Genomic DNA, 17,774 nt, shown 5'->3' on the forward strand with positions numbered 1-17,774 from the left:
CGGGGCCGGAGCCGTCGGGGCGGGGTCAGTACGACTTCGCGAAGTAGGCGGTCCGCGTCGCCGCCTCCCCGCAGACGGCGCACGTCTCGTCGTGGTCGGCGTCGCGGAGGTCGTCGTCCCCCTCGAAGGGGACCATCACGATCTCGGCGGCGATCTGGTCTTTCACCTCGTCCTCGCAGGCCTCGTCGCCGCACCAGGGCGCCTTCACGTAGCCGCCGTGCTGGCCGATGGTTCCGAGGATCTCGTTCCGGGAGTCCGCCTCGCGGACCTCGCCCTCGAGGTTCTCCTCGGCGGCGGCGTACAGCTTCGCGTACACCTCGTCGAGGTGCTCGCGGGTCGTGTCGGCGATACCGTCGCGGGCGACGGTCGACTCCGCGCCGTCGGGCCGGTGGACGACCGTGACCTCGTCGTCCTCGACCTCGTAGGGACCGATCTCGAAGCGGACGGGGACCCCGTTGAGTTCGTGCTCGTTGAACTTGAAGCCGGGATTGCGCGTGTCGCGGTCGTCCAGTTCGACGCGGATCCCCGCCTCCTCCAGCTCCTCGGCGACGCCCTCGGCGTAGTCGAGCACCTCGTCCTTCGTGTCCTCCTGCCAGATGGGGACGATGGCGACCTGCGTGGGCGCGACCGTGGGGGGGAGCACGAGCCCCTGGTCGTCCGAGTGGGTCATGATGAGCGCGCCCAGCGCGCGCCAGGAGAGCCCCCAGGAGGTGGTGTGTGCGAGGCGCTCCGCCTCGTCCTCGTCGGAGAAGGTGATGTCGAACGCCTCCGCGAAGCTCGTCCCGAGGTAGTGGGAGGTGCCGCCCTGGACGGACTTGCCGTCGGGCATCAGCGCCTCCACCGTGGTGGTGGTGTCGGCGCCGGGGAACTTGTCGTGGTCGGGCTTCTGCCCCCGGAGGACGGGGATCGCGAGGAAGTCCTCGTACACCGACTCGTACTGGTCGAGCCGCGTCATCGTCTCCTCCCAGGCGCCCTCGCGGTCGGCGTGGGCGGTGTGACCCTCCTGCCAGAGGAACTCCTTCGTGCGGAAGAACGGCTTCGTCTCCGTCGCCTCCCAGCGCACCACCGAGCACCACTGGTTCACCCGCAGGGGGAGGTCGCGGTGGCTCCGCACCCACTGGCTGATGTAGGGCGTGATGATCGACTCCGAGGTGGGTCGCACCGCGAGGCGTTCCTCCAGTTCGTCGTGGCCGCCGTGGGTCACCCACGCGACCTCGGGATCGAACCCCTCGACGATGTCCTTCTCGGCCTCCAGATAGGACTCGGGGATGAACATCGGGAAGTACGCGTTCTGCACCCCGGTGTCCTTGAACTTCGCGTCGAGGAAGCCCTGCAGGCGCTCCCACAGCGCGTACCCGCGCGGCCGGGTGACGATGAACCCGGACATCCCCTCGGGCGCGTAGTTCGCCAGGCCGGCCTTTCTGACGACCTCGGCGTACCACTCGCCGGTCTCGTACTCCTTCGACTTCGTGATCCCCAACTCCTGGTCGTCGCTGCCGGAGTCGGCGGACTCGCCTTCGCTCATACTCGTGGGTATCGGACTGCCGTCTTAAACTCGGTGCGTTCGGTCCGTCGGAGGTGACAAGGGTGGGTGCGTGGCTACGCGCCACGCGGCGGGACGGGCGACCGAACGCGCCGCCCGTCGGCTCCGCGCGTGCGGACACGGCGGCGACGGCGGGCGTTCACACCCGAAGGACGCCCGCCGGCGGCAAGAGCGTTCCCCCGCCGTGCTACCCAGTGTCGTCCGGCGGCAACGCTTAGGGTCCGACCGGGGGGACTCGCCGGCGGAACCCGGACGACCGTCGAACTCGACGCCGACGGCACCGACGACCTGCTCGCGCTGTACTGACAGTACGATTAGGGACGACCGCGGGCGCGACGACGTGCGCCGCGCGCTCGCCTCCGGCAGCACCTCGCGGGCGGCGCGCTGTCCCCTCACGCCCCCGACGGTCCGTCCTGGGTCCGGTCCGGGGACCCGTCGCCGTCGTCGGAGCCGACCGGCTCGACCGCGAACGGGCTCCCGCCCTCCCGCCAGGACCAGCCCGGGAGCCTGGTCTGGAACCCCGCCGCGAGGGCGGCGTCGAGGTCGTCCGCGCCCGCCGCGTCGCCGGCGGCGCCGTGGACCCGGGTGTCGGCGAAGTGGAACGTCGCCTCCGCGAGCAGCGCGAGCGGCTGCCCGCCGGCGATGGTCGAGGCGAGGCGCCGCCCGAGGAGTTCGTCGACGACGAACCCCGGGTAGTCGCCCTCGACGTCCAGGTCGCGCAACAGTCCCGCGAGGGCGGCGACGTTGACCGCGCGGTCGCCGTCGGCGAACACGCGGTCGACCTCGCGGCGGTACTGCGCGTCGTCGATCGGGTCGACGTCGGCGTCGAACAGGTCGCCGAGCGCGGCGCGCGTCTCGTTCACGAGCGGCACGACGACCCGCGCGCGCTCGCGCAGGCGGTCGCGCTCGGCCGCGACGACGGCGGGCGTGAGTCGCATACGCCCGCTTCGGCCCCCTCACTGGTAGTGGTTTGCGAAGAGTTTTATAACACGCGGCGGTTACGTGGGGCCAAGCGGGTTTTCCGTCGCCCACGCGGGCAGCTACGAACGGAGCGTCCCGTACTCATGCAGTCTTCAACTCACAGTCGACCCGAGGGCGTGGCGTCCGACAGCCGCGCCCCGCGGTACCCGCGACGACCCTCTCAGTTATGAGTCAAGTCGAGAAACAGCTGGAATCCACGAAAGCACAGATCGAATCGGAGATCCCCGACGACATCTCCGTCACCGACGTGAAGTACGAGGGCCCCGAGCTGGTCATCTACACGCGTCACCCCAAGGAGTTCGCGCAGGACGGCGACCTCGTTCGCCGCCTCGCCTCGAAGCTCAGAAAGCGGATCACCGTCCGCCCGCACCCGGACGTCCTCTCGGATCCCCGGGAGGCGGAGGCGAAGATCGAGGAGATCATCCCCGACGACGCCGGCGTCGCCGACCTCGACTTCCACGAGGACACCGGCGAGGTCGTCATCGAGGCCGAGAAGCCCGGGATGGTCATCGGCCGCCACGGCTCGACCCTCCGGGAGATCACCCAGGAGGTCGGCTGGACCCCCGAGGTGGTCCGGACGCCGCCGATCGAGTCCTCCACGGTGTCGAACGTCCGCAACTTCCTGAAGCAGGAGCGCGAGGAGCGGCGCGACATCCTCGAGCGGGTCGGGCGCACCATCCACCGCGAGGAGATGGCCGACGAGCAGTGGGTCCGGATCACCACGCTCGGCTGCTGCCGCGAGGTCGGCCGGGCCTCGTTCATCCTCAACACGGCCGAGACGCGGATCCTCGTCGACTGCGGCGACAAGCCCGGCGCCGAGGGCGAGGTGCCGTACCTCCAGGTGCCGGAGGCGCTCGGCGCGGGCGCCCAGAACATCGACGCGGTCGTGCTCACCCACGCGCACCTCGACCACTCGGCGCTCATCCCGCTGCTGTTCAAGTACGGCTACGACGGCCCCATCTACTGCACGGAGCCGACACGTGACCTGATGGGCCTGCTCACGCTCGACTACCTCGACGTCGCGAGCAAGGAGGGCCGCACGCCCCCGTACGAGTCGGCGCAGGTGCGCGAGGCGATCAAACACACCATCCCGCTGGAGTACGGCGACGTCACCGACATCGCGCCGGACGTGAAGCTCACGTTCCACAACGCGGGTCACATCCTCGGGTCGGCCGTCTCGCACTTCCACATCGGCGACGGCCTCTACAACGTCTGCTTCTCGGGGGACATCCACTACGACGACACCCGGCTGTTCAACGGGGCGGTCAACGACTTCCCGCGCGTGGAGACGCTCGTGATGGAGTCCACCTACGGCGGCCGAAACGACTACCAGACCGACCAGGAGGACTCCGAGCGCAAGCTGGTCGAGGTGATCAACGACACCTACGACCGGGACGGGAAGGTGCTGATCCCGGCGTTCGCCGTCGGGCGCTCCCAGGAGATCATGATGGTGCTCGAGGAGGCGATGCGCACCGACAAGATCCCCGAGATGCCGGTCCACCTCGACGGCATGATCTGGGAGGCGACGGCGATCCACACGACCTACCCCGAGTACCTCCGAGACGAGCTACGGGACAGGATCTTCCACGAGGACGAGAACCCCTTCCTCGCCGACCAGTTCAACCACATCGACGGCGGCGAGGAGGAGCGTCAGGAGGTCGCCGACGGCGGGCCCTGCATCATCCTCTCCACCTCGGGGATGATGACCGGCGGCCCGATCATGTCGTGGCTGCGCCACCTCGGCACCGAGGAGAACTCCACGCTCACCTTCGTCGGCTACCAGGCCCAGGGAACGCTCGGCCGCCGGATCCAGAACGGTTGGGAGGAGATCCCGGTGCAGGACCCCCAGGACCGTAGCCGCACGTCGACGCTCACGCTCAAGATGGACGTCGAGACGGTCGACGGCTTCTCCGGCCACGCCGACCGGCAGGGGCTGGAGAACTTCGTGAAGACGATGAACCCCCGCCCCGAGAAGGTGCTGTGCGTCCACGGCGACGAGCGCTCGGTGCAGGACTTCTCGTCGGCGCTGTATCACGACTACAACATGCGGACGTTCGCGCCGAAGAACCTGGAGACGTTCCGCTTCAAATAAAGAACCGCTTTTCGGATGGGGGTTTCCTCGGTCGCTCGCTGCGCTCGCTCCTTGCGGGAACCCCCATTGAAAACCCGTTCACGACAAAACGTCCGCTCGCTCACCAGCCTGCCGGCTGGCTCGCTCGCGGTACGACACGGTAGTGGTCCCGCCCGTGGACCTCTCGTGAGACGCTCACGGTAGGTCGACCCACCACCGCCCCCACTCAAGTCCCGCCCCGCCGAGGACCCGGTATGCGCATCGCGCTCATCGCCCACGACGAACAGAAGGACACCCTCGTCGAGTTCGCTCGCGCGCACGCCGACGTGCTCGCCACCCACGACCTGCTCGCGACGGGGACGACCGGCAAGCGACTCAACGAGGAGACCGACCTGACGGTCGAGCGGAAGTCGTCCGGACCCCTCGGCGGCGACATGCAGATCGGCGCCGAGGTGGTCAACGGCGACTGTCACGGCGTCGTCTTCCTCCGCGACCCGCTGACCGCCCAGCCGCACGAGCCCGACATCTCCGCGCTCATGCGGATCTGCGACGTGCACGACGTGCCGCTGGCGACGAACCCCGCCGGCGCCGCCCACGTCGTCGAGGGGATCGGCGAGGCCCCCTAGCCGGGGTCGGCTGCGCTCGGTGTGCCGCTCCCCGGAACTGAGCGACCGTCGGCAAGGTATCAACTCCGATACGCGGTTCGCCCGTCTTTTTGTTCCCCTGCCGACAAGGACACGGCGTGAGGACCTGCCCCGCGATACGGATCGGGCTCGCGCTCCTCGTGTGTCTCTCGACCCTCGCCGCGTCGGCCGTCGCGCCCGCGACCGCCGCGCCCGAGGACTGCTTCGGCGACGGGGAGGACCTGACCGTCGGCACCGAGGGGCCGACCATCGACGTCTCGGTGTACACGTCGCTGTTCACCAACCTCGGCGGAAAGGGTGCGTTCGGCTTCTCGGCCGTCGGGTCCACGGGCGAGGCGGAGGTAGTCGACCTCGAGACCGGCGTCGTCTTCGCGGGCGTCGGCGACGCGGGGGACTTCCTCGCGGACCCGTTCTCGCGGTTCGCGCTCGTGTTCGACTACACCCTCTCGCTGCCGATGCTGGACATGGCCCCCGGCGACTCGACCTACGAACAGTCCGAGGCGCCCGTCGAGGGCGTCCCCGAGGCGGAGTGTTCCGTCGAGTAGGCTACTCAGTCGCCGGAGCCGTCGGCGACGGCCTCGCTCGGGTCGACCGCCTCGCCCGCGAGTTCGTCGATACCCACCCGGTCGCACAGGTCGTACAGCGGGCACGCTTCGGGACCCCCCAGACACGCCGGCTCGCGGGCGGTGCAGTACTCGCGGCCGAACTGGATCATCGCCGTGTGGCCGAAGCCGCACTTCCCGGGGGGAACTGACTCCTCCAGCGCCTCGCGGACTCCCTCGTGGTCGGCGTCCGCCGGCGCCAGCCCCATCCGCCTGGCGATCCGGTGGACGTGCGTGTCGACGGGGAAGACGCCGCCGCGGCCGCCCGCGAACAGGAGGACGCAGTCGGCCGTCTTCGGGCCGACGCCGTCCATGTCCAGCAGCGTCTCGCGGACCGTCCCGGGGTCCTCCCGCCGCACGAACGCGTCGAACCCGTCGGCGCCGCCGTACTCCTCGACGACGCGCTCGGCGAGCGCGACGATCCGCTCGGATTTCATGTTGTACAGCCCGGCCCCGGAGATGGTCTCGGCTACCTCGTCCTGCGCGGCGTCCGCGAGCGACTCGGCGAGGTCGTCCCCGTCGCCCCCGCCGTCCGCGCCGTCGTCCGCCGGTCCGTACCGCGCCATCAGCGCGTCGTGGGCGGGCTGGCTCGCCTTGTCGCTGGTGTTCTGCGAGAGGATCGTCCGGACCAGACACTCGAAGGCGTCCTGGCCGCCGTAGGCCTTCCGCCAGTACTGGTCGCCGAGGGCGTCGACGACCGCCTCCGCGCGCGTGGCGGGGTCCTCGGCCGCCTCGAACGCCGCCGGGCGGCCGCCGCCGGCGTCGCCGCCGCTGATGTTCTCGGCGGGTTCGTCGTCGCTCATGCGGGTCCCTCGGGCGGCATCGTACAAGAACCGTCGCCCGCGGTCCGGCCGCCTACGGCTCCACCCGGAGCGTCATCGTCAGCGGCGCCCCACGCTCCAGCGCGGCGACGAGGCGTCGGTCGAAGTCCGCCGCGGCCTTGTCGGCACCGACCATGACCGTCCGGTCGTCGACGTAGTCGCTCGTCCGGCCGACCATGCTCCGGTCGCCCTCGAACGTGAGATCCGGGTGTCCCCGCCCGGTGACCGTCTCGGTCGCGTCGGCGGCCTCGAACTCGGCGACGATCGTCGCCCCCCGGGAGCGACACGCCTCGACGAACGACCGGGGCACGTCGGCGGGCGTGGTGTCCGCCTCGACCGCGAGGATGCAGTCGCCGGCGGGCGTGAGCCAGTCGTCGCTGGTCACCTCGAAGGTGCTCGCGTGCCCGGCGCTGACGTGCTCGTGGCCGCTCGCGCGCACCGTCACCTCCCGGACCGCCGGCTCGGGGTCGGCGTCCTCGGTCATACCCCCGCTGCGGGCGGCGGCGACAAAACGGCCGCGACTCGCGGCGGTCGGTCGGGGTCGCCCCGCCCGGTCAGTCGAGGTCGATGCCGCCCGCGAGCCGGTCGAGCGCGAACACCGCGGCCGCGCCGACGACGGCGGCGACCGCGAACTCGGCGGCGATCCCGGCGGTCCAGGCGCCGGCCTCCTCGCCGACGCGGACGACCGGCGCGCGGAGGGCGCCGATCACGAGCCCGATCAGGAACGCGAGCGTCGCCGCCCGTCGCGCCGACAGCGCCGCGCGGACCGCGTGCGCGACGGTGAGCAGTCCGACGACGCCGCCGGCGAGGAAGGCGACGACGGGAACGCCCGTCTCGACCACCGTCGCGACGGGGCCGCCGGTCACGACCGCGAGCAGCGCGTCCACGAACGACGACAGCGCGCCGGTCATGCGGTCGTACTGCCCGAGGATGACCAGCAGCAGCGAGCCGGAGATGCCGGGGAGGATCATCGCGCTGACGGCGACTGCCCCCGCGAGGAACGTCGCGAGCGCGGTCTCCCCGAGCGCGGCCGACGCGCGGCCGGAGGCGACGAACGCGATGGCGACGCCGGCGACCGCCGCGGCCGCGCGCCCGCGGGTGTCCACGCGGAACTCCCCCCGGAGGACGACCGCCGACGCGCCGATCAGTCCGAAGAAGAACCCGTAGGTGAGCACCGGCTCCGTCTCGAGGGCGACGTGGAGCGCCCGCGTCACGGTGAGGATCGCGGTGGCGATGCCCGCGCCGAGCGCGAGCAGGAACCAGCCGTCGACAGCGGTCCACACCCGGCGAAGCTCCGCCCGGTCGCCCAGCAGGCCGTCGAGCGCGCGCCGCGCGAGCGCCGGCGTGGCGGCCGTGACGGCCGCGATGAGCCGGTCGTAGATGCCGGTGATCAGCGCGACGGTGCCGCCGGAGACGCCGGGGACGGCGTCGGCCGTCCCCATCGCGACGCCCCGCAGGTACGTCCCCAGCGGGCCGTGGTCGCGCTCGACGAGCGTCGCCTCCCCCGTCGACGACGTCGACGCCGCGGTCCTCCCCCTAGCGGCGGTCGACTCCGTCGGACCGGAGGCGTCGCCCGGTCCCGTCGCGTCGACCGCCTCACCCCCGCGGTCGTCGGTCATCTACGGCGCGAGCGTTCGCCGGTCCGGCGCGCGGACGGCGGGAGCGGCCTCCGTCACGGCCACCGTGTCCCCGGCCGGAAGCGACGCGTCGCCGGTCGCCCCGGCGTCGGTCCCGAAGCCGTCCGCCGTCGAGTCGAGGCCGTCGAGCGGGTCGAACTCGCTCGGCAGCGAACTGGAGTTGTCCGACCCGGTCGAGTTGTTCGTCTCCGAGCCGTTCTGCGCGCCCTCGGGCTCGCGGAGGACCTCCTCCTCCAGCGTGACGGTCACCGTGCCGTCCTCGGCGCCGTTGACCAGCCCCTCGCTCACGTTGAACGTCCCCTCGTTGCGGACGATGTACGCCGACTCGTTGCTCTCGACCTCGCCGGTGACGGTGTAGGCGCCCGTCGCGCGGACGCTCACGTTGGTGTATCCGTTCTCCGGACCGTACTCGTCGTAGCCGGTGGTCGAGTACGGGACGTGGAACGAGAACTCGCCGTCCTCGTTCGCGGTCGTCTGCTGCTCGTAGGTGAACGTCGAGGCGTTGCCGCCGGGGCCGCCGTTCGGCACCTTCAGCACGACCCGCGCTGTGAGCGTCTCGTTGGGGTCGGCCCCGTCGCCCTCGACGGTCGCGCCGGGCACCTTCTCGAACGTCTTCACCCACTGCGGGCTGGTCTGCTGGAGCATCGTCGGCCGGAGGCCGAGCGCCCGCGACTCGCGCAGCACCGTCCGCTGGTACTGGCTCGACGAGTACGCCGAGGTGTCGGAGGTGCTCACCAGCCGGTAGTGCTCCAGCGCGGGGACGGCCTCCCGCGGGAACGACCCGACCCCCCCGATCTGGGCGCTGCCGTCCTCCTCGACGTACTGCTCGGCGGCGCTCATGTTGCCGAACGTCCGGATCGCCGACTCGTTCTCACCGGTCGGGAGCACCTTGTAGGTGGTGCCGTCGTTCCCGGTCACCGTGTCGTAGTCGAAGACGACCACGCGCTCGCCGACGATGGTGTTCACCGTCGGCTCGGCCCGGCTCCCGTGGTACTTGTACAGCCGGATCATCATGCTCTCGTAGTACCGCTGTTTCTTGTCGTAGAACGCGACGCCGTACCGCGTCCCCTGCCGCGTCTCCTGCGCGCGCAGCGTCGGGGTGTAGAAGTCCGACCTGCTCACGTTCTCGTCGTCGTAGAAGACGACCGGCGCGCCGAACTTCGACCCCACGGTCGCCATCTGCCAGTCGACCATGACGTACCGCATCTGCTCGGCCTCGTTGCTCTCGGGGTCGATCTCCGAGAGGACCTCGGCCGCGCGCTCCTCGCTGGGCGCGAGCAGGTAGTCCGCGGCCGATCCCGCGCCCTGCTGGAACGGGTTGGCGTGCGGGATGCGCTCCCCCTCGGTGGTGATCCAGTGGCCGTAGTCCCACCACGACATCACGCCGTAGGCGCCCTCGGGGTAGTCGTGGTTCTCGTTGTCGGGGATCGGGTACGTCCCGTAATAGTCGAGTTCGCCCGCGTTCCCGGCGCCACCGAGGTTCCCCTCGGCGGGGGTGTTGTTGCTCATCCACTCGAGGTTCTCGTCCCAGATGGTCACCGCGCCGGGGCCGGTGTTCCCGCCGACGCTGACGGCCGTGTTCGTCCGGTCGATGGACGCCTGTCCGGTGTCCCCGAGCGAGAGCGGGACCACGAGCACCGGGCCGAGCACGACCAGGACCGCCATCGCGACGGCGATGATCTGATACGTCTCGACGTCCGGCACCGAGACGTCGGCGGAGAAGTCGACTCCGATGACCGCGAGGATCTCACGGAGGAAGTAGGCGTTCATCCCGGCGACGGCGACCGCGAGGTAGTAGTTGAACCGGACCTGGGTGAACGCCGCCGCGGCCATGAACGCCGCCCAGACGAACACGAACAGGTGCTCCGCGTCGTAGCGGATCCGCGCGGCCGCGCCGAACACCAGCGCGGCGACGAGGCCGAGGCCGGCCACCTGGGGGTTCAGACCGAGGCCGGACGCGATGGAGTTGAACAGCGGCCGGCCGACGAAGACGAACACGAGCAGGAGCGCCGACCCGCCGAGGTAGTAGTAGTCGCCGGAGGTGCCGCGCCGCCACAGCGGCTTGACGAGCAGCCAGACGGTCGCAGCCAGCGCCGTGACGAACGCGAAGCCGTACTCGGCGAGCACGACGCCGAAGCTCCCGTAGTACTGGACGAGCCCGGACTGGAGGAACGGCTGGGCCTCGCCGATGGTCCGCGCCTGCGCGCCCGCCGAGAAGCCGACGATGCGGAGGAGGTTCCCCTCGACCGTCGAGAACGGCGCCGCGTCGATCAGCACGACCAGCGCGAGCCCGACGAGCGACAGTGCCCCGATCGCGCCCGCGTACCCGTGGGAGTCGACCCGGGGGTCCTCGAAGGACGCGGCCTCGAACCGCCGCGCCAGCCACGCGAGCCCGACCGCGCCGGCGGCGACGCCGGCGGCGGCCAGCGGCTGGACGAAGCCGAACGAGACGGGGTTGAACGACGGCTCGTGGAAGGTGATCAGGCTCATCGCCAGGACGACCGACATCGAGACCGCGCCGACGAAGCCGACGTGGTCGACGGAGCGGCCGCCCGCGTGGTCGCTGACCGCCTGGAGGACGAGGTAGACGCCGAAGATGCCGACGAGGAACACGCCGGGGGGCCACGTCCAGATGTACAGCCCCGTGGCCACCCCCGCCAGCGCGCTCCAGGCGACCGTGGGCTTCAGCTCCTCCCACTCGCGGGTCTGCACCAGCTCCCAGATGGGGCGGTCTCGCTGTGCGACCGCGAGCGCGACCATCAGCGCGACGACCGCGAACGTCTGGAAGAACGGCTCGGCGATGTTGTGGTCGGCGAACCCGACGAGCCCGCGCCGGAGGAACGTCCCGGGCAGAAGCATGAGAACGACCGCGGCGAACAGCCCGCCGACGCGGCCGCCGAGACGCTTGCCGAGCAGGTACGTCGGGACCGCGACGAGCGCGCCGAACACGGCGGGCGCGACGAGCAGCGTCTTCGCGACCAGGTCCGCCGAGGGCGACCCGAGGCCGACGACCAGCGCGGCGGTCGCGACGATCTGGTCGTACAGGGTGCCGAACTGCCCCACGCTCGTCCCGAACGGGTAGTTCGTCCACGGGTCGAACGGCATCGTGAACGGCCAGTTCGCGACGGTGTACTCGACCATCCGGAGGTGGTACCACGCGTCGTTCCCGCTGAAGTACACCTCGCCGTCGCGGACGAAGTTGCCGTAGGACTGGAGGCGGACCCACAGCATGAACGCGACGACCGCCAGGAGTGCCGGGACGTGATAGAGGTCCCGGAGGACGTCGACGACCGACTTCCCCTCGAGGGAGTAGTCGAGGCCCGGAACGGAGGTGGCGGGCTTCCCGCCGTCCGGGGTCGTGTCGCTATCGCTTCGACTCATTGCATCGATGGATTCGGAAAACGAGGATAAGCCTTGTGAAGTGGTCGCCCGCCCGTTCGCGGGAATGCACAACACGTAAGCCACCGACCGTTCTGCTGTGGGGCGTGCGAGTCTCCGTCGTCCTCTGTACGTACGCGGAGTCGATGTTCGAGGAGTTCCGCGAGGCGGCGGACAGCGTGCTCGACCAGTCCTACGGGGACGTACAGCTGGTCGTCGTCGTCGACGGCAACGACGACCTCTACGACCGGGTAGTCGAGGAGTACGGAGGCAGATCCGACGTCGTGGTCCACTGCAACGACCGCAACGTCGGCCTGCTGGAGAGCCGGAACACCGGCGCGGACCTGGCCGACGGCGACGTGGTCGCGTTCATCGACGACGACGCCGTCGCCGACGAGCGGTGGGTCGAGGAACTCGTCGAGAGCTACGAGGCACAGGACGCCGTCGCGGTCGGCGGGAAGATGACCCCAGAGTGGGTCGCCGGCCGGCCGGACTTCCTCCCCGAGGAGTTCTTCTGGCTCGTCGGGGTGACCCACCGCGGGTTCGCCGACGGGCCCGGGTACGTCCGGAACACGTTCGGCTCGAACATCTCCTTCGAGCGCGAGGTGTTCCTCGACCTCGGCGGGTTCGACACGGAGGTCGGGGGCCGCAAGGGCGACAAGAACCTGCAGGGCGGCGAGACGGAGCTGTGTGCCCGCCTCCGCGACGAGTACGACGAGGGAGTCTGGTACAACCCCGACGCGACGGTCGCCCACAAGGTGTTCGAGTACCGGACGGACCCGGGCTGGCTGCTCGACAGAGCGTTCTGGCAGGGGTACTCGAAGCGCGCGATGCAACAGCTCGTCCCCGACTCCGGCGGCGAGGAGGGCGAGTTCCTCGGCGACCTGCTGGGCGAGTACGTCCCGGGGCGCCTCCGGGGACTGTTCCGCGACCCGTCGAGCGCGAAGGCACGACAGCTGGCGATGTTGCTGGTGCTGACGGGGGCGGTCGGCTGCGGGTACGTGTACGGGATCGCGGAGTGGGGGTGACGATGGGGAGCGAGGACACTCCCGGCGGTGACGACGCCGGGAACGACCCCCGCGGCGGCGCCGGGGACGGGGAGTCCGCGGCGGAGCCGGACGCGCTCCCCGGGGTCTGCGTCGTGACGCACCCGCTGAGTTCGGCCGGGGAGAACGCGACGCGGACGCTGTTGAACGTGCTCGCTGCGGTCACGACCGTCTCCCTGGTGACCGCGGACCTCCCCGAGGGGTCCTCGATCCGGGACGACCACCCCGTCTTCGAGGTGTCCGAGCGCGGGGCCGGACAGTCGAACGTCCTCGTCGCCGCCTCACGCTTCCTGCGCAACCAGATCCGGATGGCGGCGCGGATCCGCGAGCGCGACGAGGAGGTCGTGCTGTTCTTCGGCGCCACCTCCTACGTCCTCCCGCTCCTGTTCGCGAAGGCCGTCGGCAAGACGGTCGTCGTCGAGCCGCGGGGGGACGTGCCGCTCACGCTCCGGTTGAACTGGGAACGCCGGATGCCGGCCCCCCTGGCCCGGGCGCTGGCGGGGCTCGTGCGTGCGCTGGAGGAGGTGTGCTACCGGGCCGCCGACGGCATCGTGACGTACACGCCGTCGATGGCGGCGGAACTCGGGCTGACCCGCTTCGGGGGGAAGCTGTACCCCGACGGCGCCCGGTACGTCGATACCGACGCCTTCGACGTGCGGGTCCCCTACGAGTCGCGGGGGGAGGTCGTCGGCTTCGTCGGCCGGCTGGACGAGGAGAAGAACGTCCGTTCGCTCCTGGCGGCGGCGCAGAGACTGCCCGAGTCGGCGGAGTTCCGGTTCGTTGGCGACGGGCCGCTGCGCGGGGAACTGGAGGCCGCCGCGACGGACGACCGGGTGAGCTTCGCCGGCTGGGTCGACCACGGGGAGGTCCCCGAGGAGCTGAACCGGATGCGCCTGCTCGTCCTCCCGTCGGACCCGACGGAGGGGCTCCCGACGACGATCCTCGAGTCGCTCGCGTGCGGCACGCCCGTGTATGCGACGCCGGTCTCGGGCGTCCCGGACGTGGTCCGCGAGGGCGAGACGGGCTTCCTCATGGACGACCCGTCGCCCGAGGCCATCGCCGCCGACGTCTCCGCGATCCTCGACCGGGACGACCTCGCCGAGGTGAGCCGGCGGGGGCGCGAGGAGGTCGTCAGCGAGTACGACTTCGCGGCGGCGGCGCGCCGGTACCGCGACATCCTCTCGTCGCTCTCCTGACCGGGGAGGCTCGCCGTGGCGGCCCCTCCGCGGCCGACGACCCCCGGCGGCTCCCGAAGCGATTAACTCGGCGCCCGAACCACACCCGGGCATGACCGACGACGTCTGCGTGCTCCTCCCGACGTACGACGAGGCCGCCACCGTCGCGGACGTCGTCGCGGACTTCCGCGAACACGGCTTCGAGAACGTCCTCGTGATCGACGGGGGATCGACCGACGGAACACGCGACCTCGCCCGAGACGCGGGCGCGCGCGTTGAGATCCAGTCGGGGTCGGGGAAGGGACAGGCGATCCGCGAGGCGGTCCGCGATCACGTCGACGCGGAGTACGTGTTGATGGCCGACGCGGACGGCACCTACCGCGCGGCCGACGCCGACGCGATGATAGCGCCGCTGGTCGACGGAACCGCCGAGCACGTGATCGGCGACCGCTTCGCCGACATGCACGAGGACGCGATGAACGGGCTCAACCGCGTCGGCAACGCGATCTTCAACGCGCTCTTCGGGCTGATCCACCGGGAGGACTACGGCGACATCCTCTCGGGGTACCGGGCGTTCACGGTCGAGTCGTTCCGGCGGCTCCGGCTGACCGCCGACGGCTTCGGGATCGAGACGGAGATGGCCGTCGAGTGCGCCCGCCACGGCGTCCGGACGACGGTCGTGCCGATCACGTACCTGCCGCGCCCGGACGGCTCGAACACCAACCTCCACCCGGTGAAGGACGGCGGGATCATCCTGATGGCGATCTACCGGCAGGCGAAGACGTCCAACCCCCTGTTCTACTTCGGCAGCGCGGGCGGCGTGTCCGGCGCCGCGGGGGCGGCGCTGGCCGCCTTCGTCGCGTACGACTGGTTCGTCAACACGACCTCACACGAGGTGCTCGCGGTCGTCTCGGGCGTGGCGATCATCCTCGGGATCCAGCTGCTCATCTTCGGCGTCCTCTCCGACCTGCTCGTCACCCTCCACGAGGAGACGCTCGACCGCGTCGAGCGGCTGGAGAACCGGGTCGCGGGCGGCGACGCCGGCGCGGGCGTCGGCTCAGAAGGGCAGGAGCGCGCGGACCCGCCCGAGCAGTGACCCCGCGCCGCTGCGGCGGCGGTCCTCGAAGATCGGGTGGAGCCGGTTGAGCAGGTCGCGCTCGGTCTCGAACCGCTCCTCCGGGAGCTCCCGGAGCACCTCCGCGAGCTCGAGCGTGTTGCCGGCGGCGTCGTACGGCACCTCCGTGTCGCCAAGCGACCGGATCAGCTCCTCCGTGGTCGCCGGGAACCCGACGCCGGCCCGGTCGAGCCGCGCGTCGAGCGCCGCGATGCCGAACTCGATCGACTCGGGCTCGTCGGTGTCGCCCTGCGGCGGTCTGGCTGCCATCACGCGACGTTCTCGGCCCGGGAACTAAAAGCGACGGGGGACGGGGTCGCCGCGTTTATCGGCCGTCCCGTCCTCCCTCCGGACGTGACCGACTACACCACCGTCTCCATCCCGAAGGACCTCGCCGAGCGCGTCGAGGAGACCATCGAGGGGACGAGCTTCTCGTCCACCTCGGACCTCGTGCGGTTCCTCCTCCGGAGCATCGTCATCCAGCACCAGAAGCGCGGCGAGCTCTCGGAGGCGGAGTTCGAGGAGATAGCCGACCAGCTCCGCGACCTCGGCTACCTGGAGTAGCGTCGCGCCGCGGCCGCCGCACGAACCGTCGCTTCCCGTCGGGCGGGGACCGAACTCACTCGCCGTTCAGGAACCCCTCGTCCTCGACCCGCTCCTCCGGCGGGTGCGCGTCGACGACGATCAGGTCCCGGCGACGCCCGCGGCGGTCGTACGCCACCACGTCGTCCTCGCCGTACGGCGGCACCGCGACCAGCACCGCGGCCGCGAGGTCGTCCGCCTCGGTGAGCCGCCTGTCGGCGTCCGGGTGCGAGAGGAACCGGGCCGCCCCCGAGGGACGACCGAGGTCCATCCCGAACACCGCCGTCACCGACCCGCCGGCGGCCGGGAAGTAGAAGTGCGTCAGCACCGGCGTCGACGGGTCGAGGTCCCCGGGCGCGTCCACGAGGTCGCCCGCGGCGGTCGCGTCGAGCACGACGTTTTCCTCGTCCGGATCCGCGTCGGCTGCGCGGTCGAGCAGGAGCGCGAGCAGGTCGGCCGTGATGTGGACCGGGGGCGGGTCCGTCCTCCCGCGGCCGCCCTCGTCCCCGACCGCCCCCGTCGCCGCGGGCGGATCGTCCCACGTAGTCGCCTCGTCGGACGGGCGTCCGCCGTCTCGTGTACCGTCGGTGTCGAGCACGCCGTCGGCGTCGACCGCGCGGCCGTCGGTTCGTGGTTCGTCGGAGGTCACGGGTCCCGGGTCACCCGAGGAACGTCCTGAGGCTCTTCGCGTACAGTCCGGGGGCGTTGCTGCGTGCGACGTCCAGCGCCTCCGACAGCGCGTCCGCCCCGTCCTCGAGCACGCCGGGGCCGTGGCCGCACAGCACTCGCTCGGGATCGAGCCCGGACAGCGCGCGTCGCGGCGGCGTCAGGCGGAGCATCGGGTGGACGCCGAGTCGCTCGGCGCCCGTGCGCATGTACGCGGAGGTTCCGACGGCCTCGGGGACGTACAGCGTGCCCCCGTCCTCGTCGGACAGGGCGACCTCCTGCCACGGCGGGATCGAGGAGTCACGGACGGTGATCGCCCGGAGGCCGCCGAGCGTGCGGCCGAACCGCTCGACGGGCGCGTCGAGCTTCGCGGCGACGCCGGTCATCCAGTCGGGGACGTACACGGGGACGTCGTGTCTGGTCGCGACCGCCGCCGCGTCGCGCCTGTGGCGATCGAGACACACCGCGACGCCGGCGACGTCGCCGTCGAGGCCGGCGATCAGGTCGTCCACGCCGTCGGCGTCGACCGGGTCGAGCACCCACACCTCGCCGTCGACCGACAGGGCGTGGCTCGCGCGTTCCATCGTCTCGTCGGGGTAGGCGATCCAGCCGACGCCGCCGTCGAACTCGTCGACCGCGGCGAGGTCGGCGGCGCCGGATCCTTTCATCGGCATCGGGGGATCGGACGGGCGCCGCGGGCTTAAGTGGGGTGCCGTCGGAACGCCACACGAGATGCCCGCGGACACCGAGACGGACGACGCGTCGGCCGCGACCGACCACGCCGCCCCCGAGCCGCGTCCGGCGCTGGCGTCGCTCGCGCTGGAGGTGACCGACCTCGCGCGCGCGTCGGCGTGGTACGCGGACACCTTCGGGCTCGTCCCGACGCGCAGGACCGCGACCGAGTGCGCCTTCGACGTCGGCGGCACCGAGTTCGTCCTCCGACGGCCGGAGTCCGTCCCGCGCGGCGGCCTCCACACCCACTTCGCGTTCGAGACGACCGCCCGGGAGTACCCCGCGTGGCGCGCGCGGTTCCCGGACGCGCCCGAGGTCGACTTCGGGTCGTTCCGGTCGCTGTACCTGGAGGACGCCGACGGTCACGCCCCCGAGATCGGCGGGACCGCCCCCGAGGGCGCGGGGACGGGGCTGGTCGGGGTCTTCGAGGTGGTGCTGGAGGTGGCGAACGTCGACCTCGCGAGCGACTGCTGGTCGGCGCTGGGCTTCTCGGCGGTCGACCGCGGCGACGACCGACGCCGGGTGCGGATGCGCGGCCCCGCCGGCGCCGACCGCCAGTTCGACGTGGAGCTGTGGGAGCCGCAACTGGGGATCGCCGGCGCGCGCGGCGGCGTCCACGTCGACCTCGCGGTCCGGGTGCGCGAGCCCGCGGCGGTCGCCGGACACGCCTTCGGCGACCTCCCGTCCGTGACCGTGCGGGAGTCCCCGGACGGCTCGGTCGAACTGTACGACCCCGACGGCCACCACCTCGTGTTGCTGCCGGAGGCGTGAGGACGTCGCCG

General features: G+C 71.4%; 17 protein-coding genes. 8 read left to right on the forward strand and 9 right to left on the reverse strand.

Annotation, left to right across the window (positions count from 1 at the left end; translation table 11 throughout):
• Window positions 1-25: 25 nt before the first annotated feature.
• Together proS and ACQUQ1_RS05455 are read right to left on the reverse strand one after the other, a co-directional pair.
• Window positions 26-1,525 (reverse strand): proline--tRNA ligase, encoded by a 1,500-nt coding sequence (gene proS, locus ACQUQ1_RS05450; RefSeq protein ID WP_435063253.1) that lies wholly within the window; start codon window positions 1,523-1,525, stop codon window positions 26-28.
• A 410-nt stretch (window positions 1,526-1,935) separates the two neighbouring features.
• On the reverse strand, window positions 1,936-2,481 hold the full coding sequence (locus tag ACQUQ1_RS05455; protein WP_435063254.1) for a hypothetical protein: 546 nt from the start codon (window positions 2,479-2,481) through the stop codon (window positions 1,936-1,938).
• 209 nt (window positions 2,482-2,690) lie between these two features.
• Here ACQUQ1_RS05455 and ACQUQ1_RS05460 point away from each other — a divergent pair, with 209 nt between their 5' ends.
• The 3 genes from ACQUQ1_RS05460 to ACQUQ1_RS05470 all read left to right on the forward strand — a co-directional run bounded on the left by ACQUQ1_RS05460 (window position 2,691) and on the right by ACQUQ1_RS05470 (window position 5,784).
• Window positions 2,691-4,616, forward strand: a complete 1,926-nt coding sequence (locus tag ACQUQ1_RS05460; protein ID WP_435063255.1) for a beta-CASP ribonuclease aCPSF1 — start codon at window positions 2,691-2,693, stop codon at window positions 4,614-4,616.
• Window positions 4,617-4,849: 233 nt separating this feature from the next.
• The gene (locus ACQUQ1_RS05465) at window positions 4,850-5,221 is read left to right on the forward strand and encodes a methylglyoxal synthase (protein WP_435063256.1); all 372 of its coding nucleotides are present in this window, start codon (window positions 4,850-4,852) and stop codon (window positions 5,219-5,221) included.
• A 116-nt stretch (window positions 5,222-5,337) separates the two neighbouring features.
• The gene (locus tag ACQUQ1_RS05470) at window positions 5,338-5,784 is read left to right on the forward strand and encodes a DUF7332 family protein (RefSeq protein WP_435063257.1); all 447 of its coding nucleotides are present in this window, start codon (window positions 5,338-5,340) and stop codon (window positions 5,782-5,784) included.
• 5 nt (window positions 5,785-5,789) lie between these two features.
• Here ACQUQ1_RS05470 and ACQUQ1_RS05475 read toward each other — a convergent pair whose 3' ends face one another.
• From ACQUQ1_RS05475 to ACQUQ1_RS05490, 4 genes are all read right to left on the reverse strand, one after another.
• Complete coding sequence (locus ACQUQ1_RS05475) at window positions 5,790-6,644, reverse strand: endonuclease III domain-containing protein (protein WP_435063258.1); 855 nt, start codon at window positions 6,642-6,644, stop codon at window positions 5,790-5,792.
• A gap of 52 nt (window positions 6,645-6,696) precedes the next feature.
• Entirely contained in the window at window positions 6,697-7,146 is a 450-nt protein-coding gene (locus ACQUQ1_RS05480) for a DUF371 domain-containing protein (protein WP_435063259.1), read from the reverse strand.
• A 70-nt stretch (window positions 7,147-7,216) separates the two neighbouring features.
• Window positions 7,217-8,104 carry a DUF368 domain-containing protein gene (locus ACQUQ1_RS05485; RefSeq protein ID WP_435063300.1) on the reverse strand — a complete coding sequence of 296 codons (888 nt, stop codon included), beginning with the start codon at window positions 8,102-8,104 and terminating at the stop codon, window positions 7,217-7,219.
• A 177-nt stretch (window positions 8,105-8,281) separates the two neighbouring features.
• Window positions 8,282-11,680 carry an oligosaccharyl transferase, archaeosortase A system-associated gene (locus ACQUQ1_RS05490; protein WP_435063260.1) on the reverse strand — a complete coding sequence of 1,133 codons (3,399 nt, stop codon included), beginning with the start codon at window positions 11,678-11,680 and terminating at the stop codon, window positions 8,282-8,284.
• 104 nt (window positions 11,681-11,784) lie between these two features.
• Here ACQUQ1_RS05490 and aglG point away from each other — a divergent pair, with 104 nt between their 5' ends.
• From aglG to aglJ, 3 genes are all read left to right on the forward strand, one after another.
• Complete coding sequence (aglG, locus tag ACQUQ1_RS05495; protein WP_435063261.1) at window positions 11,785-12,705, forward strand: glucosyl-dolichyl phosphate glucuronosyltransferase; 921 nt, start codon at window positions 11,785-11,787, stop codon at window positions 12,703-12,705.
• Window positions 12,706-12,707: 2 nt separating this feature from the next.
• Window positions 12,708-13,919: a glycosyltransferase family 4 protein gene (locus ACQUQ1_RS05500; RefSeq protein ID WP_435063262.1), complete on the forward strand. Its 1,212-nt coding sequence runs from the start codon at window positions 12,708-12,710 to the stop codon at window positions 13,917-13,919.
• Window positions 13,920-14,010: 91 nt separating this feature from the next.
• On the forward strand, window positions 14,011-14,994 hold the full coding sequence (aglJ, locus tag ACQUQ1_RS05505; RefSeq protein ID WP_435063263.1) for an S-layer glycoprotein N-glycosyltransferase AglJ: 984 nt from the start codon (window positions 14,011-14,013) through the stop codon (window positions 14,992-14,994).
• On the opposite strand, the gene ACQUQ1_RS05510 is transcribed toward aglJ, so the two are convergent.
• On the reverse strand, window positions 14,956-15,282 hold the full coding sequence (locus ACQUQ1_RS05510; protein ID WP_435063264.1) for a hypothetical protein: 327 nt from the start codon (window positions 15,280-15,282) through the stop codon (window positions 14,956-14,958). The two genes, aglJ and ACQUQ1_RS05510, sit on opposite strands and share 39 nt — an antisense overlap.
• Before the next feature lie 84 nt (window positions 15,283-15,366).
• On the opposite strand from ACQUQ1_RS05510, the gene ACQUQ1_RS05515 reads away from it, so the two are divergent.
• Complete coding sequence (locus ACQUQ1_RS05515) at window positions 15,367-15,576, forward strand: ribbon-helix-helix domain-containing protein (protein ID WP_435063265.1); 210 nt, start codon at window positions 15,367-15,369, stop codon at window positions 15,574-15,576.
• Window positions 15,577-15,631: 55 nt separating this feature from the next.
• On the opposite strand, the gene ACQUQ1_RS05520 is transcribed toward ACQUQ1_RS05515, so the two are convergent.
• Window positions 15,632-16,243 (reverse strand): hypothetical protein, encoded by a 612-nt coding sequence (locus tag ACQUQ1_RS05520; protein ID WP_435063266.1) that lies wholly within the window; start codon window positions 16,241-16,243, stop codon window positions 15,632-15,634.
• Between the two features lie 10 nt (window positions 16,244-16,253).
• On the reverse strand, window positions 16,254-16,928 hold the full coding sequence (locus ACQUQ1_RS05525; protein WP_435063301.1) for a hypothetical protein: 675 nt from the start codon (window positions 16,926-16,928) through the stop codon (window positions 16,254-16,256).
• A gap of 64 nt (window positions 16,929-16,992) precedes the next feature.
• On the opposite strand from ACQUQ1_RS05525, the gene ACQUQ1_RS05530 reads away from it, so the two are divergent.
• The gene (locus ACQUQ1_RS05530; RefSeq protein WP_435063267.1) at window positions 16,993-17,763 is read left to right on the forward strand and encodes a VOC family protein; all 771 of its coding nucleotides are present in this window, start codon (window positions 16,993-16,995) and stop codon (window positions 17,761-17,763) included.
• Window positions 17,764-17,774: the final 11 nt, after the last annotated feature.

Source organism: Halobaculum sp. EA56, from assembly GCF_051195075.1.
Taxonomy (GTDB): domain Archaea; phylum Halobacteriota; class Halobacteria; order Halobacteriales; family Haloferacaceae; genus Halobaculum.

Excerpts from the sequence above, each read along its gene's own strand:
- proS (WP_435063253.1), bottom strand. The coding sequence starts at position 1,525 with ATGAGCGAAGGCGAGTCCGCCGACTCCGGCAGCGACGACCAGGAGTTG.
- ACQUQ1_RS05455 (WP_435063254.1), bottom strand. The coding sequence starts at position 2,481 with ATGCGACTCACGCCCGCCGTCGTCGCGGCCGAGCGCGACCGCCTGCGC.
- ACQUQ1_RS05460 (WP_435063255.1), top strand. The coding sequence starts at position 2,691 with ATGAGTCAAGTCGAGAAACAGCTGGAATCCACGAAAGCACAGATCGAA.
- ACQUQ1_RS05465 (WP_435063256.1), top strand. The coding sequence starts at position 4,850 with ATGCGCATCGCGCTCATCGCCCACGACGAACAGAAGGACACCCTCGTC.
- ACQUQ1_RS05475 (WP_435063258.1), bottom strand. The coding sequence starts at position 6,644 with ATGAGCGACGACGAACCCGCCGAGAACATCAGCGGCGGCGACGCCGGC.
- ACQUQ1_RS05480 (WP_435063259.1), bottom strand. The coding sequence starts at position 7,146 with ATGACCGAGGACGCCGACCCCGAGCCGGCGGTCCGGGAGGTGACGGTG.
- ACQUQ1_RS05485 (WP_435063300.1), bottom strand. The coding sequence starts at position 8,104 with ATGGGGACGGCCGACGCCGTCCCCGGCGTCTCCGGCGGCACCGTCGCG.
- ACQUQ1_RS05490 (WP_435063260.1), bottom strand. The coding sequence starts at position 11,680 with ATGAGTCGAAGCGATAGCGACACGACCCCGGACGGCGGGAAGCCCGCC.
- ACQUQ1_RS05500 (WP_435063262.1), top strand. The coding sequence starts at position 12,708 with ATGGGGAGCGAGGACACTCCCGGCGGTGACGACGCCGGGAACGACCCC.
- aglJ (WP_435063263.1), top strand. The coding sequence starts at position 14,011 with ATGACCGACGACGTCTGCGTGCTCCTCCCGACGTACGACGAGGCCGCC.
- ACQUQ1_RS05510 (WP_435063264.1), bottom strand. The coding sequence starts at position 15,282 with ATGGCAGCCAGACCGCCGCAGGGCGACACCGACGAGCCCGAGTCGATC.
- ACQUQ1_RS05525 (WP_435063301.1), bottom strand. The coding sequence starts at position 16,928 with ATGAAAGGATCCGGCGCCGCCGACCTCGCCGCGGTCGACGAGTTCGAC.
- ACQUQ1_RS05530 (WP_435063267.1), top strand. The coding sequence starts at position 16,993 with ATGCCCGCGGACACCGAGACGGACGACGCGTCGGCCGCGACCGACCAC.